The organism is Atlantibacter sp. (assembly GCF_032062175.1).
In the GTDB taxonomy this organism is placed as follows: Bacteria; Pseudomonadota; Gammaproteobacteria; order Enterobacterales; family Enterobacteriaceae; genus Atlantibacter.
On record NZ_DAMBQK010000022.1, the window covers coordinates 1 to 13,152 of the forward strand.

The window sequence follows — 13,152 nt, forward strand, 5'->3', positions numbered from 1 at the left end:
CGTTGTTCCGTGTCAGTGGTGGCGCATTATAGGGAGTAATCAGAATCTGACAAGCGTTAAATTCAAAAAAGTTTTTGTTCGCTCACTTTCCAGGCGATACGTCTATTTAACGCGCCTCTCGGTCGATAAACGTGCGATATCGCCCGCAAAACTGGTGACTTGCTGCCAGTCGGTATAGACCACTTCTTTAGACGTATCGGTTTCTCCGCCCGTCATCTTCATAATCAGGCGGATCATCATCTTGTCAAGCCAGCCGTAGCGCGGATAGCGTAGCGCACCGGCAAACACCGCGCTGATATCAGGCCGCCAGGGGGATTGCATCAGGAACTTCCGCGTATAGTTGTTGGTTTGCGGCGTACGCTTCTCGGCTTTACGCGCCACCAGGTTGACCGAGAAGAACGCGCTCGGCATTCCGTTCAGCGTCTGGAAGTTCTTTTTCACAAAGGCGTTGAGGGACGAATGAAAATGACCGTAGCGGATAGACGCGCCAATCACCACCGCCGAATAGCTATCCCAGTGGATTTCCTCGGTGCGGTGCAAATTCACCAGGTCACTTTCAATCCCCTGCTCTTTTAACTCCGAGCTAATAAAAGCGGCGATCTCACGGGTCTGTCCATCACGCGAAGAGAACAATATTAAGGTTTTCACGATACGCTCCAGTTATTCGCGCCAGAATGTTGGGGTAAAAAGCACCAGGAGGGTAAAGACCTCAAGACGCCCGAACAACATATTGGCGATCAAAATCCATTTCGCCACCGGGTTCATATTGGCAAAGTTATCTGCCACCACGCCAAGGCCAGGCCCAAGGTTATTCAGCGTAGCCACCACAGAAGCAAAGGCAGAGAAGTCATCCACACCCGTCGCGATAATCGCCAGCATACTGACAATAAATACCAGCGCATAGGCGGAGAAGAAGCCCCATACCGCTTCGAGAATACGTTCGGGTAGCGCACGGTTGCCGAGCTTGATGCTATACACGGCATTGGGATGCACCAGCCTTTTCAACTCGCGGTTGCCTTGTTTAAATAAGAGAAGAATACGGATGACCTTCAGCCCGCCGCCCGTCGACCCCGCACAGCCGCCGATAAATGCAGAGCACAACAGCAGGACCGGCAAAAACAGCGGCCATTTGGCGATACTGTCGGTGGTAAAGCCCGCCGTGGTCGCCATCGACACCACCTGGAAAAACGCCTGGTTGAGCGTAGTGACAGCCGAACTGTAGATGTCATGGAACCACAGCACCAGCGTGCAGATCACTACCAGGGTAAACTGCACGCCGATAAACATCCGAAACTCCGGGTCACGCCAGTACACCTTCAGGTTGCGTCCGCTCAGCAAGGAAAAGTGCAGGCCGTAGTTACAGCCGGAGATTAATAAGAAGATGGCGATGATGGTGTTAATTGTCGGGCTGTCGAAATAGCCGATGCTGGCGTCATGGGTAGAAAACCCGCCAATCGCGATTGTGGCAAAGCTATGGCCGATGGCGTCAAAGGCTGGCATCCCGGCAAACCACAGCGCCAGCGCACAGGCTACAGTCAGTAATACATAAATGAGCCACAGCGTTTTTGCCGTTTCGGCGATACGCGGGCGCATTTTGTTATCTTTCAGCGGGCCGGGCATTTCCGCACGATACAGCTGCATCCCCCCGACGCCGAGTATCGGGAGTATCGCCACGGCCAGTACAATGATCCCCATACCGCCAAACCATTGCAGCATCTGGCGGTAAAACAGAATGGCGTGCGGCAGCGAATCCAGCCCCACCAGCGTGGTCGCCCCGGTGGTGGTTAACCCGGAGAAGGATTCAAAGAAGGCGTCGGTGACAGTCAGGTTGGGCTGCTCAGAAAAGATAAACGGTAATGCCCCGACGCTGCCCAGCACCGTCCAGAACAGGACCACAATCAAAAAGCCTTCCCGGGATTTGAGCTCTTTTTTCTCACGGCGGTTCGGCCACCACAGCATGGAACCAATCACCAGCGCCACAAAGAAAGTTTGGGTAAATGCGCGCCCGGCGCCGTCGCGGTAGATCAACGCCACCAACCCCGGCAGGATCATGGTCCCTGAAAACAGAATCACCAGTAGCCCTACGATGCGGGTAATCGCGCGAAGTTGCATTAGCCACTTCCTTAGAAGTCAAAAAAGAGGTGTGGATTATTATTCAATCGGTAACAAATGCAATGCGCCGCGACTAAAATCCATCAGCTTTGCTGTAAATTCCGGCAGTTGCAGATGCGGCAGCGCGATGCGTAACTGCACGCTGGCCTGAAAATCGCTGTGCACAATCAGACCATTATGCTGCTTAACCAGTGCTTCAACGCCCGCCAACTGCGCATAATCACACTGCAAAGTATATTCAGTCAGCGGCACTTTGCGCAGCGTGGAGAGTTGCGTCAACGCCTGCTGAACGCCGCCGCCATAGGCCTTTACCAGACCACCGGTGCCGAGCTTCACGCCACCATAATAGCGGGTCACCACGGCGGTAATTTCGCCTACCCCGCTCCCCATAAGCTGGGCCAGCATCGGCTTGCCCGCCGTGCCTGCGGGCTCGCCGTCATCCGAAAAACCTAACTGCTGCGAATCATCCGGCGCCCCCGCCACCCAGGCAAAGCAGTGGTGCCGCGCATCGGGATACTCCGCGCGCATCTGCGCCACAAACGCTTTTGCCGCCTCCACGTCTGGCGTATGCGCCAGGCGGGTAATAAAGCGGCTCTTTTTAATCTCTTCCGTCAGGGTGACCGGCTGCGCCGGGATAAGCCAGCTATCCATCAGGCGAGTTTCAAATCCCGCGTCATGTTTTCAATACTGTTTTCATGGATCACGACGTTATCTTCAATACGAATCCCGCCAAACGGCTTCAGCGCGTCGATTTTCTGCCAGTTGAAGTGTTTCGCGTATTGCCCTTCGCGCCACGGGGCCAGCAGCGACTCGATAAAGTAAATGCCTGGCTCAATGGTCAGCACCATGCCCGGCTCAAGCACGCGGGTGCAGCGCAGGTACGGATATTTTTCCGGGGCAGGAAGATGAGTGCCGCTGTTATCCTGCATAAAGCCTGCTACATCATGCACCTGTAGACCCAGCGGATGCCCAATCCCGTGCGGCATAAACGGTCCGGTGATATCGGTTTCCACCATAGCTTCTTCGCTGATATCAGTGACAATCTGATGACGCTTCAATAATTTGGCGATGCGCTGATGGAACTGCACATGGTATTCGGTATAACGCACACCGGCTTTCATGGTCGCGATCAGCGCCAGTTGTTCTTCATTAACGTCTTTAATCAGCTGCGCGTAGTCGTTATCGCTGTTCGCCGCCCAGGTGCGGGTCAAATCCGCAGCATAGCCGTTGTATTCTGCTCCGGCGTCAAGCAGGAAGCTGCGCATTTCAGAAGGCGCGCGGTGGTCGAGTTTAGTGTAGTGCAGCACGGCGGCATGTTCGTTCAGCGCCACGATATTGCTATACGGCACATCGGTATCGCGATGACCGGTGGCGGTGAGATACGCCTGGTTGATATCGAACTCGCTCATCCCGGACAGGAACGCTTCGTGCGCCGCCTGGTGCCCGTTTACCGCCGTTTTCTGCGCTTCACGCATACAGGCCAGTTCATAGTCGGTTTTATAAGAACGGTAATAGTGCAGGTAATCAATCACGCCTTTCGGGTTGATATTGGCGGCAGGGATCTCCAGCTGAAGCGCGCGCTCAGGCACCGGCCCGATATACGCCATGTTGCCGCGCGCCGCAGGCAGTTGGCTGGCAATGCCGTCGGCTTTCGGCAGCGCAACAATGTCGATTTCCTCGGTCCAGAACGAGGTCGGCAACGGCTCGACGTTGTGCCAGTAATCCACCGGCAGATAAAACCACAGTTTGGGCTTATTCACGCCATCCACCAGCAGCCAGCAGTTTGGCACCTGGGTGACGGGCACCCACGCCTTGAACTGCGGATTCACTTTGAACGGATACGGATGGTCATCAAGAAAGACATTAAACAGCTCACCGGAGTGGATCAGTAACGCATCAAGTTGAAAACGAGAGAGCACATCCCGCGTGCGTTCCTGTAGCGTCGCCAGGTGGTTTTTATAAAGTGTTGCCAGCGAATCCATAATCTACCCTTCTTCTTGTTCAACAATAAATTCTCGCATATTAGCACACCGATTCAGCACCGCAGCGATTTCGACCATCCGTGATCCCCTTTGCAAATATTTAAAGTCTTATTTGCATTTCATTAACATCAATTCCACACTCCGACTCATCTGGTACGACCAGATCCCCATGCTGGATTCAGGAGACTGACATGCTCTACAAAGGCGACACCCTGTACGTTAACTGGCTGGAAGACGGCATCGCCGAACTGGTGTTCGATGCCCCCGGCTCAGTAAACAAACTTGATACCGCGACGGTTGCAAGCCTCGGCCACGCGCTGGATGTATTAGAAAAACAAAGCGAACTCAAAGGCCTGCTGCTGCGCTCAGAAAAAGCGGCATTTATTGTCGGCGCGGATATTACCGAATTCCTTTCGTTGTTCCTGGTTCCGCAGGAGCAACTCAGCCAGTGGCTGCATTTTGCCAACAGCGTCTTTAATCGCCTGGAAGATTTGCCGGTACCGACGCTGTCCGCCGTTAACGGTTATGCGCTGGGCGGCGGCTGCGAATGCGTGTTAGCCACCGACTACCGTATCGCTACGCCGGATCTGCGTATTGGCCTGCCGGAAACCAAGCTGGGGATCATGCCGGGGTTTGGCGGCTCGGTGCGTCTGCCTCGCCTGCTGGGTGCGGACAGCGCGCTGGAAATCATTGCTGCGGGTAAAGACGTGGGCGCTGAGCAGGCGCTGAGCGTCGGCCTGGTCGATGCGATTGTTAAACCCGAAAAACTGGTCGACGGCGCGTTAAGCGTATTGCGTCAGGCCATTAACGGCGATCTGGACTGGAAAGCGAAGCGCGCACCGAAGCTGGAGCCGCTGCATTTAAGCAAAATCGAAGCCGCCATGAGCTTTACCATCGCCAAAGGCATGGTGATGCAAACGGCAGGCAAACACTACCCGGCACCCATCACGGCGGTGAAAACCATCGAAGCCGCTGCCACACTGGGCCGTGATGAAGCATTAAAATTAGAAAACCAAAGCTTTGTTCCGCTGGCGCACACGCCGCAGGCGCGCGCCCTGGTGGGGATTTTCCTGAACGATCAGTACGTAAAAGGCCTGGCGAAGCAGCAGTCCAAATCGGTCGAGACGCCGAAACAGGCGGCTGTGCTGGGCGCGGGGATTATGGGCGGCGGCATCGCTTATCAGTCCGCGTGGAAAGGCGTACCGGTGGTCATGAAGGATATCAACGACAAATCGTTAACGCTTGGTATGACAGAAGCCGCCAAACTGCTGAATAAACAACTTGAGCGCGGCAAAATCGACGGCCTGAAACTGGCTGGCGTGATCTCCACCATTCACCCGACCCTGGACTATGCCGGGTTCGAGCGTGTGGATGTCGTAGTTGAAGCGGTTGTCGAAAACCCGAAAATCAAAAAAGCGGTGCTGGCGGAGACTGAAGACAAAATCCGTCCGGATACCGTACTGGCATCGAATACCTCGACCATCCCGATTAGCGAATTAGCCAGCGCGCTGAAGCGCCCGGAAAACTTCTGCGGAATGCACTTTTTCAACCCGGTACACCGTATGCCGCTGGTTGAAGTGATCCGCGGCGAGAAAACCTCTGACGACACTATCGCCAAAGTGGTGGCGTGGGCCAGCAAAATGGGTAAAACCCCGATTGTGGTTAACGACTGCCCTGGCTTCTTCGTCAACCGCGTGCTGTTCCCTTATTTTGCCGGCTTCAGCCAGTTGCTGCGTGACGGCGCGGATTTCCGCCAGATCGATAAAGTGATGGAAAAACAGTTTGGCTGGCCGATGGGCCCGGCATACCTGCTCGACGTGGTCGGCATTGATACCGCGCATCATGCTCAGGCGGTCATGGCGGCGGGCTTCCCGCAGCGGATGGCCAAAAATTATCGCGATGCGATTGATGCCCTGTTCGACGCCGGTCGTTACGGTCAGAAAAACGGTCTTGGCTTCTGGCGTTATAAAGAAGACAACAAAGGCAAACCGCGTAAAGAGCAGGACGAGGACGTGGAAGGCCTGCTGGCGGAAGTCAGCCAGCCGAAGGGCGAGTTCAGCGATGAAGAAATTATCGCCCGCATGATGATCCCGATGGTCAACGAAGTGGTGCGTTGCCTGGAAGAAGGCATTATCGCCAGCCCGGCGGAAGCGGATATGGCGCTGGTTTACGGTCTCGGTTTCCCTCCGTTCCACGGTGGCGCATTCCGCTGGCTGGATACTCTGGGCAGCGCCAAATATCTGGATATGGCTCAGCAATATCAACACCTCGGTCCGTTGTATGCGGTGCCGGACGGTTTGCGCGCCAAAGCGCGTCTCAACGAACCGTATTATCCCCCGGTTGAACCCGCGCGCCCGGTTGGCGATTTGAAAACGGCTTAAGGAGCGAAAGATGGAAAAGGTGGTAATTGTTGACGCAATCCGCACCCCGATGGGCCGTTCCAAAGGCGGCGCGTTTCGCCAGGTGCGGGCGGAAGATCTGTCGGCGCACTTGATGCGCAGCCTGCTGTCGCGTAACCCGGCGCTGGAGCCTTCAGCGATTGATGATATTTACTGGGGTTGTGTGCAGCAAACCCTGGAGCAGGGTTTTAACATTGCGCGTAACGCCGCGTTGCTGGCGGAAATCCCGCACCGTGTACCGGCGGTGACGGTTAACCGCCTGTGCGGATCGTCGATGCAGGCGCTGCACGATGCCGCACGCATGATCATGACCGGCGATGCCCAAACCTGCCTGATCGGCGGCGTGGAGCATATGGGCCACGTGCCAATGAACCACGGCGTAGACTTCCACCCCGGTCTGAGCCGCAACGTGGCGAAAGCCGCGGGCATGATGGGCCTGACGGCGGAAATGCTGGCGCGGATGCACGGCATCAGCCGTGAGATGCAGGACAGCTTTGCCGCCCGCTCGCACCAGCGCGCATGGGCAGCGACTCAGGCCGGTCATTTCAAAAATGAGATAGTCCCGGTCAACGGCCATGACGCCGACGGCGTACTGAAGCGCTACGACTACGATGAAGTGATCCGCCCGGAAACCAGCGTGGAAAGCCTGGCGACGTTGAAACCCGCGTTCGATCGGGTCAGCGGAACGGTTACCGCAGGGACGTCTTCTGCCCTGTCCGATGGTGCAGCAGCCATGCTAGTGATGAGCGAAAGCCGCGCCAGGGAACTGGGCCTGACGCCGCGCGCGCGTATCCGTTCAATGGCGGTGGTCGGTTGCGATCCGTCGATTATGGGTTACGGCCCGGTTCCGGCCTCGAAGCTGGCGCTGAAGAAAGCGGGCCTGAGCGCAGCGGATATCGATCTGTTTGAGATGAACGAAGCGTTTGCCGCGCAGATCCTGCCATGCATTAAAGATCTGGGCTTGATGGAGCAGATCGACGAGAAGATAAACCTCAACGGCGGTGCCATCGCGTTAGGACATCCGCTGGGATGTTCCGGGGCGCGTATCAGCACCACGCTGATTAACCTGATGGAACGCAAAGACGCGCAGTTCGGGCTTGCCACGATGTGTATTGGTTTAGGTCAGGGCATCGCGACGGTGTTTGAGCGGGTTTAAGTGTTACACGACACCGTAGCGGCAGGAAATAAAACGCCGCTACGGTGACAAAGGCAAGAAAGAAAAGAGTTTAGTTGCCGTTCTTCCCGCCTGTCAGGGGCGGGTTTTTTTATACGATCAAATAAACGAAAACGCGTCGCCAAACATCCGGTCTTCACGCGCGCCACGCTCGTTGCAGAACAGGTCGCGGGCAATTTTCGCCATCTCAAAGCGCCCGGCAATATAAATGTCGTGCTCGCTCAGCGTACCGAAATCCTGCATTACCGCCGTCAGCACCGTTCCGCTGCGTCCACGCCACGCTTCTTCCGGCTGTTCCACTACCGGCACCACGCTAAGATTCGGGTGGTTAACCGACAGCGCTTCCAGCTCGGCTAAATCGTAGAGATGTTTTTCCTCGCGGCCGCCCCAGTAAATGGCGATTTCACGGGAAGGGTTACGCGCCAGCGCGGTAAACAGAATAGAACGCACATAGGAGAACCCGGTGCCGCCCGCGATTAAAATCAGCGGACGATCGTCTTCGTCACGCAGCCAGGCATCGCCGTGGGGAATATCGATGACGATCTCGCGGTCTTTAAGAATGCGGTCCATCACTGCCATCGCGTAGAGATTAAGCTCCGATGCGCCGATATGCAGTTCGATAAATCCCTGCTCGTCCGGCGTTGAAGCCATCGAGAACGGGCGCTTGTCGCGCTCGTCCATCACCACCATCAGGTACTGGCCTGCACGAAAAGAAAAAGGTGAGTCGGGTACTAAACGAACGCGGTACACGGTTTCTGTGATCGCGTCCACCGAGGTCACTTTACAGCTTAAGGTTGTCATGCGTTCCCTCTGTCGGGTCAATATTGCAAAACCGCAACGGTCGCGTCAGGCGCTTTTACCGTCATTAAAAATGGCCAGTTGATCCCAGATGGCGTCGATACGTTCGACCACCGCCGGATCTTTTTGAATCGGACGACCCCATTCACGCTGGGTTTCGCCGGGCCATTTGTTGGTGGCGTCCAGTCCCATTTTTGAACCCAAACCGGAAACCGGCGAGGCAAAATCCAGGTAATCGATCGGCGTGTTTTCTACCAGAACGGTGTCGCGGGCCGGGTCCATACGAGTAGTAATGGCCCAGATTACATCGTTCCAGTCACGCGCATTGACATCGTCATCACAGACAATGACAAACTTGGTATACATAAACTGCCGCAGGAATGACCACACGCCCATCATCACGCGTTTGGCGTGTCCGGCGTATTGCTTCTTCATGGTCACTACCGCCAGGCGATAAGAGCAACCTTCGGGCGGTAGGTAAAAATCAACAATTTCCGGGAATTGTTTCTGCAAAATCGGCACGAACACTTCGTTCAACGCCACGCCCAGTACCGCGGGTTCATCCGGCGGACGTCCGGTATAAGTGGAGTGATAAATCGCATCTTCGCGCTGGGTTATGTGCGTCACCGTGAACACCGGGAAGTTATCCACTTCATTGTAGTAGCCAGTATGGTCGCCATACGGCCCTTCCGGTGCCATTTCACCCTGCTCAATATACCCTTCGAGCACAATCTCCGCGCTGGCGGGCACTTCAAGATCGTTGGACAGACATTTCACCACTTCGGTTTTGGTACCCCGTAGCAATCCGGCAAAAGCGTATTCCGACAGCGTATCCGGCACCGGCGTCACTGCGCCAAGAATGGTAGCCGGATCGGCCCCTAATGCCACCGAGACAGGGAAACGTTCGCCAGGATGCGCCGCGCACCACTCCTGGAAATCCAGCGCGCCGCCGCGATGGGAAAGCCAGCGCATAATCAGCTTGTTTTTACCGATCAACTGCTGGCGATAGATACCCAGGTTCTGGCGCTCTTTGTGCGGACCACGGGTGACGGTAAGCCCCCAGGTAATGAGCGGTGCGGCGTCTTCAGGCCAGCACTGCATAATTGGAATGCGGGTTAAATCGACCTGCTCGCCCTGAAGCACTTTTTGCTGGCAAGGCGCGCCGCGCAGCCGCTTCGTCGGCATATTCAGAACTTGTTTAAACTGCGGCAATTTATCAAACAGATCGCGAAATCCGCGCGGCGGCTCGGGCTCTTTTAGAAAAGCGAGCAGTTTGCCCACTTCACGCAACGCCGTGACATCCTCCTGCCCCATCCCCATCGCAACGCGCTTCGGCGTGCCGAACAGGTTGCAGAGCACCGGCATGTCATAACCCTTTGGATTTTCAAAAAGTAAGGCGGGCCCACCGGCACGTAGCGTGCGGTCAGCAATTTCAGTCATCTCAAGATGAGGATCGACAGCCAGCGAGATGCGTTTCAACTCGCCTTGCTGCTCAAGCAGCGTAAGGAAATCGCGCAGATCGTGATATTTCATGCAGTTATTTATGCCTTTTCGTTTAGCGCTTCATTATACGGTGTTCGTCGCAGGCATGCTGTAATTTTGTTAAATTAGCGTGAACTGACACGAGGGCACCTTTCGTTTTGGTTATAATGGTTTTAGCTATCTAAAAGGAGTTTTGATATCCTTTTGCGCCTGATAATCGAAGAAGAGTGTTTATGCAATCCTGGTATCTACTGTACTGTAAACGAGGTCAACTTCAGCGTGCCCAGGAGCATCTGGAACGCCAGGCGGTGACCTGCCTCACACCAATGATCACGTTGGAAAAAATGGTGCGTGGAAAACGCACTACAGTCAGTGAACCGCTGTTTCCAAACTACCTGTTTGTCGAATTTGACCCGGAAGTCATCCACACTACGACGATTAACGCCACCCGTGGCGTCAGCCACTTTGTACGCTTCGGCACCCAGCCAGCCACCGTACCGGTTACCGTTATTGACCAGCTGGTACAATACCAGTCTGAAGAGATAACCGATCCGGGCACACCTTATCCCGGCGATACCGTTGTTATCACCCACGGCGCGTTCAAAGGCCTGAATGCGATCTTTACCGAGCCTGACGGCGAAGCGCGCTCCATGCTGCTGTTAAATCTGCTCAATCAACAGGTGCTGCAAAGCGTGCAGAATACCGAGTTCAAAAAGCAATAATCAGAAGCGGATGCCAAACAGCGTTCGCACATTCTCGTCCGTTTGCTGGATCAATTGCTGCGCGTCTTCACCGCGCCACATCGCCGACTGGCTAATAATATGCGGCAGATAGCACGGCTCGTTTCGGCGCGATGAGGGTTTGGCTGGCAGGTCGCGCGGCAGCAGCCAGGGCGCATCGGTTTCGAAAAACAGTTTATTAGCGGGTATCATCGGCAGCAACTCGCGCAGTTCAAGCCCGCGACGTTCATCGCATACCCACCCCGTAATACCTAAATAAACCCCTAAATCCAGGCACGCGCGCGCTTCTTCTCGCGTACCGGTAAAGCAGTGCAGCACTGCGCCCGGCAACTTATCAAGCCAGGGCGTCAGCAGGGCGATAAACCGCTCATGGGCATCGCGGCAATGCATAAACACCGGCAGCGATAATTCCGCCGCCAGCGCCAGTTGAGCAGTGAACGCCCGCTCCTGATCTTCTGGCGTAGAGTAATTGCGGTTGAAATCCAGGCCACATTCGCCGATAGCGACGACTTCCGGCGCTTTTGCCAGTGCGCGCAGCGCATCAGCGGTTTCCGGCAGCCAGTGGCTGGCGTCATGGGGATGAACGCCCGCAGTCGACCAACAGCGATCGTAGCGGCTGGCAAGCTGCTGCGCCTGCTGGCTTTCGTCAAGGTTGGTACCGGTTATTAACATACCTGACAGACCTGCGGCGAAAGCCCGCGTCACCACGTCATCCCGATCTTTATCAAATTGCCCGCTGGTGAGGTTAACGCCAATATCAAACATGCCATTTATCCTGTAAAAAACCGCCCGGAGGCGGTTTCAATTATTCTTTAGACTCTTGCGTTTCTTCTTCTTCCGTCGGTTCCCGTCGTTTGCCAACATAGAAGCGGGCAAAGAACACCCCGACTTCAAACAGAAAATACATCGGGATCGCCAACAAGGTTTGCGAGAAGACATCCGGCGGGGTCAGCAGCATACCCACGACAAACGCACCCACTAACACATACGGACGCTTTTTACGTAAGTCGTCTGGCGTGGTGACGCCCAGCCAGCACAGCAGCACAATGGCAACCGGGACTTCAAACGACACGCCAAACGCTAAAAACAGCGCCATAACGAAGCTCAGGTAGCTGGCGATATCGGTTGAAACCACCACGCCGACCGGCGCGGTATGGGTCAGGAAGCCAAACGCCAGCGGGAACACCACGAAATAGGCAAACGCCATACCGATGTAGAACAGCAGCGTACTTGAAACCAGCAGCGGCACCACTAAACGGCGTTCATGCTTATACAGCGCCGGGGCGATAAATGCCCATACCTGGTAGAGGATCACCGGTGCGGACAGGATCACCGACACCATCATGGTCAGCTTGATCGGCGTGAAAAACGGCGATGCCACATCAGTCGCAATCATGGTTGCGCCCTGTGGCATCTGGCTTATCAACGGCGCGGAGACCAACTGATAGATATCGTTAGCGAAATAGACCAGCGCCAGGAAGATCGCCAGAATCGCAATAACGCAGTTCAGCAGACGCTTACGCAGTTCAATCAGGTGACTGATTAGGGGTTGAGTATCTTCTACAGCCATGTTCAGGATTTTTCACTTGAGGACGACGGCGCGGCGTCTGCCGGAGAAGACGTCGAAGCCGGTGGCGCTTTGGTCAGATCGACAGGCTGTTCAACAGCCGGAGCCGGTTTTTGTGCCGACGCGCTCGCCTGATTTTCTGCCGTAGCTGGCGTAACGCCTTCATGCGCCGCTTCGTTGTCTTTCACAATCGGATTATGAATGGTGTGTGCTTCGTCATGCGCCTTTTCCGGGTCATTCGCCGTATAGGTGCGTTTCATTGACTCTGCCGCTTCACGCAATTCATCCATGGAAGCCTTGAGCTCTGGGGTGAGATTATTAAGGCTCGCTTTCTCAACTTTCTTGAGACTGTCCTGGAATTCCTGGAGTTTTAACTCCTGGGTCAGCTCATTCTGCACGGTGGTGGCAAGGGAACGTAGTGCCCTCACCCACCCGGCAATGGTTTTGACCGCAACAGGCAAACGCTGCGGCCCCAACACAATGAGGCCGATGACAAAGACAAGAACCAGCTCACCGAAACCAATATCGAACACGGCTTACACCTGCTCTTTATCGTTGCTCTTCGCTTCGTCTTTCTTTACGTCGCTTTGCTTATCAGAAAGGGATTTCGCAGTGAAATCAGCATCCTGAGTGGAGGTGTTTTTCGGCTCGTCATCGCCCATGGCTTTCTTGAAACCTTTGATGGAGGCACCCAGATCGGAACCCAGAGAACTGAGCTTTTTGGTCCCGAAAAGCAGAACGACGATAACGACAATGATCAATAACTGCCAAATACTAATGCCACCCATATAAATCCTCAGCTACAGATGATGAAATTTGCAAACCGCATTATATACCGCTCATTATCCAGGCTGCATCAGCGATGGTAAACATATCCACAATGGTCACAGAGTTTTTG

General features: G+C 55.0%; 13 protein-coding genes. 3 read left to right on the forward strand and 10 right to left on the reverse strand.

The annotated features are described in order from the left end of the window. Positions 1-102: 102 nt before the first annotated feature. Genes hemG through pepQ form a run of 4 tightly spaced genes read right to left on the reverse strand, consistent with a single transcriptional unit; the run spans position 103 to position 4,094 of the window. Positions 103-648, reverse strand: coding sequence for a menaquinone-dependent protoporphyrinogen IX dehydrogenase (hemG, locus tag RT120_RS17095; protein WP_312984489.1), 546 nt, complete (start codon positions 646-648; stop codon positions 103-105). Positions 649-660: 12 nt separating this feature from the next. Next, on the reverse strand, positions 661-2,112 hold the full coding sequence (trkH, locus tag RT120_RS17100) for a Trk system potassium transporter TrkH (protein ID WP_183172374.1): 1,452 nt from the start codon (positions 2,110-2,112) through the stop codon (positions 661-663). 39 nt (positions 2,113-2,151) lie between these two features. Beyond that, a complete protein-coding gene (locus RT120_RS17105) occupies positions 2,152-2,763 on the reverse strand; it encodes an IMPACT family protein (RefSeq protein WP_312984491.1) in 612 nt (203 codons plus the stop codon). Next, a complete protein-coding gene (gene pepQ, locus RT120_RS17110) occupies positions 2,763-4,094 on the reverse strand; it encodes a Xaa-Pro dipeptidase (RefSeq protein WP_312984493.1) in 1,332 nt (443 codons plus the stop codon). Before pepQ ends, RT120_RS17105 begins: the two co-directional genes overlap by 1 nt. Positions 4,095-4,285: 191 nt before the next feature. On the opposite strand from pepQ, the gene fadB reads away from it, so the two are divergent. Then, on the forward strand, positions 4,286-6,475 hold the full coding sequence (gene fadB / locus RT120_RS17115) for a fatty acid oxidation complex subunit alpha FadB (protein WP_312984495.1): 2,190 nt from the start codon (positions 4,286-4,288) through the stop codon (positions 6,473-6,475). Between the two features lie 10 nt (positions 6,476-6,485). Next, positions 6,486-7,649 carry an acetyl-CoA C-acyltransferase FadA gene (fadA, locus tag RT120_RS17120; protein ID WP_312984497.1) on the forward strand — a complete coding sequence of 388 codons (1,164 nt, stop codon included), beginning with the start codon at positions 6,486-6,488 and terminating at the stop codon, positions 7,647-7,649. Positions 7,650-7,766: 117 nt separating this feature from the next. Here the strand turns inward: fadA and fre are convergent, their stop codons facing one another. Further along, the gene (gene fre, locus RT120_RS17125; RefSeq protein WP_312984498.1) at positions 7,767-8,468 is read right to left on the reverse strand and encodes an NAD(P)H-flavin reductase; all 702 of its coding nucleotides are present in this window, start codon (positions 8,466-8,468) and stop codon (positions 7,767-7,769) included. A gap of 45 nt (positions 8,469-8,513) precedes the next feature. After that, positions 8,514-10,010: a 4-hydroxy-3-polyprenylbenzoate decarboxylase gene (gene ubiD / locus RT120_RS17130; RefSeq protein ID WP_312984606.1), complete on the reverse strand. Its 1,497-nt coding sequence runs from the start codon at positions 10,008-10,010 to the stop codon at positions 8,514-8,516. A gap of 170 nt (positions 10,011-10,180) precedes the next feature. Here ubiD and rfaH point away from each other — a divergent pair, with 170 nt between their 5' ends. Continuing rightward, complete coding sequence (rfaH, locus tag RT120_RS17135; protein ID WP_312984500.1) at positions 10,181-10,669, forward strand: transcription/translation regulatory transformer protein RfaH; 489 nt, start codon at positions 10,181-10,183, stop codon at positions 10,667-10,669. Here rfaH and tatD read toward each other — a convergent pair whose 3' ends face one another. Genes tatD through tatA form a run of 4 tightly spaced genes read right to left on the reverse strand, consistent with a single transcriptional unit; the run spans position 10,670 to position 13,042 of the window. Next, the gene (tatD, locus tag RT120_RS17140) at positions 10,670-11,452 is read right to left on the reverse strand and encodes a 3'-5' ssDNA/RNA exonuclease TatD (RefSeq protein ID WP_312984501.1); all 783 of its coding nucleotides are present in this window, start codon (positions 11,450-11,452) and stop codon (positions 10,670-10,672) included. It abuts the gene before it with no gap. Positions 11,453-11,492: 40 nt separating this feature from the next. After that, positions 11,493-12,257 carry a Sec-independent protein translocase subunit TatC gene (tatC, locus tag RT120_RS17145; RefSeq protein WP_312984503.1) on the reverse strand — a complete coding sequence of 255 codons (765 nt, stop codon included), beginning with the start codon at positions 12,255-12,257 and terminating at the stop codon, positions 11,493-11,495. Between the two features lie 2 nt (positions 12,258-12,259). Continuing rightward, positions 12,260-12,787 (reverse strand): Sec-independent protein translocase protein TatB, encoded by a 528-nt coding sequence (gene tatB / locus RT120_RS17150; protein WP_312984505.1) that lies wholly within the window; start codon positions 12,785-12,787, stop codon positions 12,260-12,262. Positions 12,788-12,790: 3 nt separating this feature from the next. Continuing rightward, positions 12,791-13,042 carry a Sec-independent protein translocase subunit TatA gene (tatA, locus tag RT120_RS17155; protein WP_125295483.1) on the reverse strand — a complete coding sequence of 84 codons (252 nt, stop codon included), beginning with the start codon at positions 13,040-13,042 and terminating at the stop codon, positions 12,791-12,793. Positions 13,043-13,152: the final 110 nt, after the last annotated feature.

Coding starts and splice junctions, on each gene's coding strand:
- fre (WP_312984498.1), bottom strand. CDS start 8,468: ATGACAACCTTAAGCTGTAAAGTGACCTCGGTGGACGCGATCACAGAA.
- RT120_RS17105 (WP_312984491.1), bottom strand. CDS start 2,763: ATGGATAGCTGGCTTATCCCGGCGCAGCCGGTCACCCTGACGGAAGAG.
- rfaH (WP_312984500.1), top strand. CDS start 10,181: ATGCAATCCTGGTATCTACTGTACTGTAAACGAGGTCAACTTCAGCGT.
- tatA (WP_125295483.1), bottom strand. CDS start 13,042: ATGGGTGGCATTAGTATTTGGCAGTTATTGATCATTGTCGTTATCGTC.
- pepQ (WP_312984493.1), bottom strand. CDS start 4,094: ATGGATTCGCTGGCAACACTTTATAAAAACCACCTGGCGACGCTACAG.
- fadB (WP_312984495.1), top strand. CDS start 4,286: ATGCTCTACAAAGGCGACACCCTGTACGTTAACTGGCTGGAAGACGGC.
- tatD (WP_312984501.1), bottom strand. CDS start 11,452: ATGTTTGATATTGGCGTTAACCTCACCAGCGGGCAATTTGATAAAGAT.
- trkH (WP_183172374.1), bottom strand. CDS start 2,112: ATGCAACTTCGCGCGATTACCCGCATCGTAGGGCTACTGGTGATTCTG.
- tatC (WP_312984503.1), bottom strand. CDS start 12,257: ATGGCTGTAGAAGATACTCAACCCCTAATCAGTCACCTGATTGAACTG.
- fadA (WP_312984497.1), top strand. CDS start 6,486: ATGGAAAAGGTGGTAATTGTTGACGCAATCCGCACCCCGATGGGCCGT.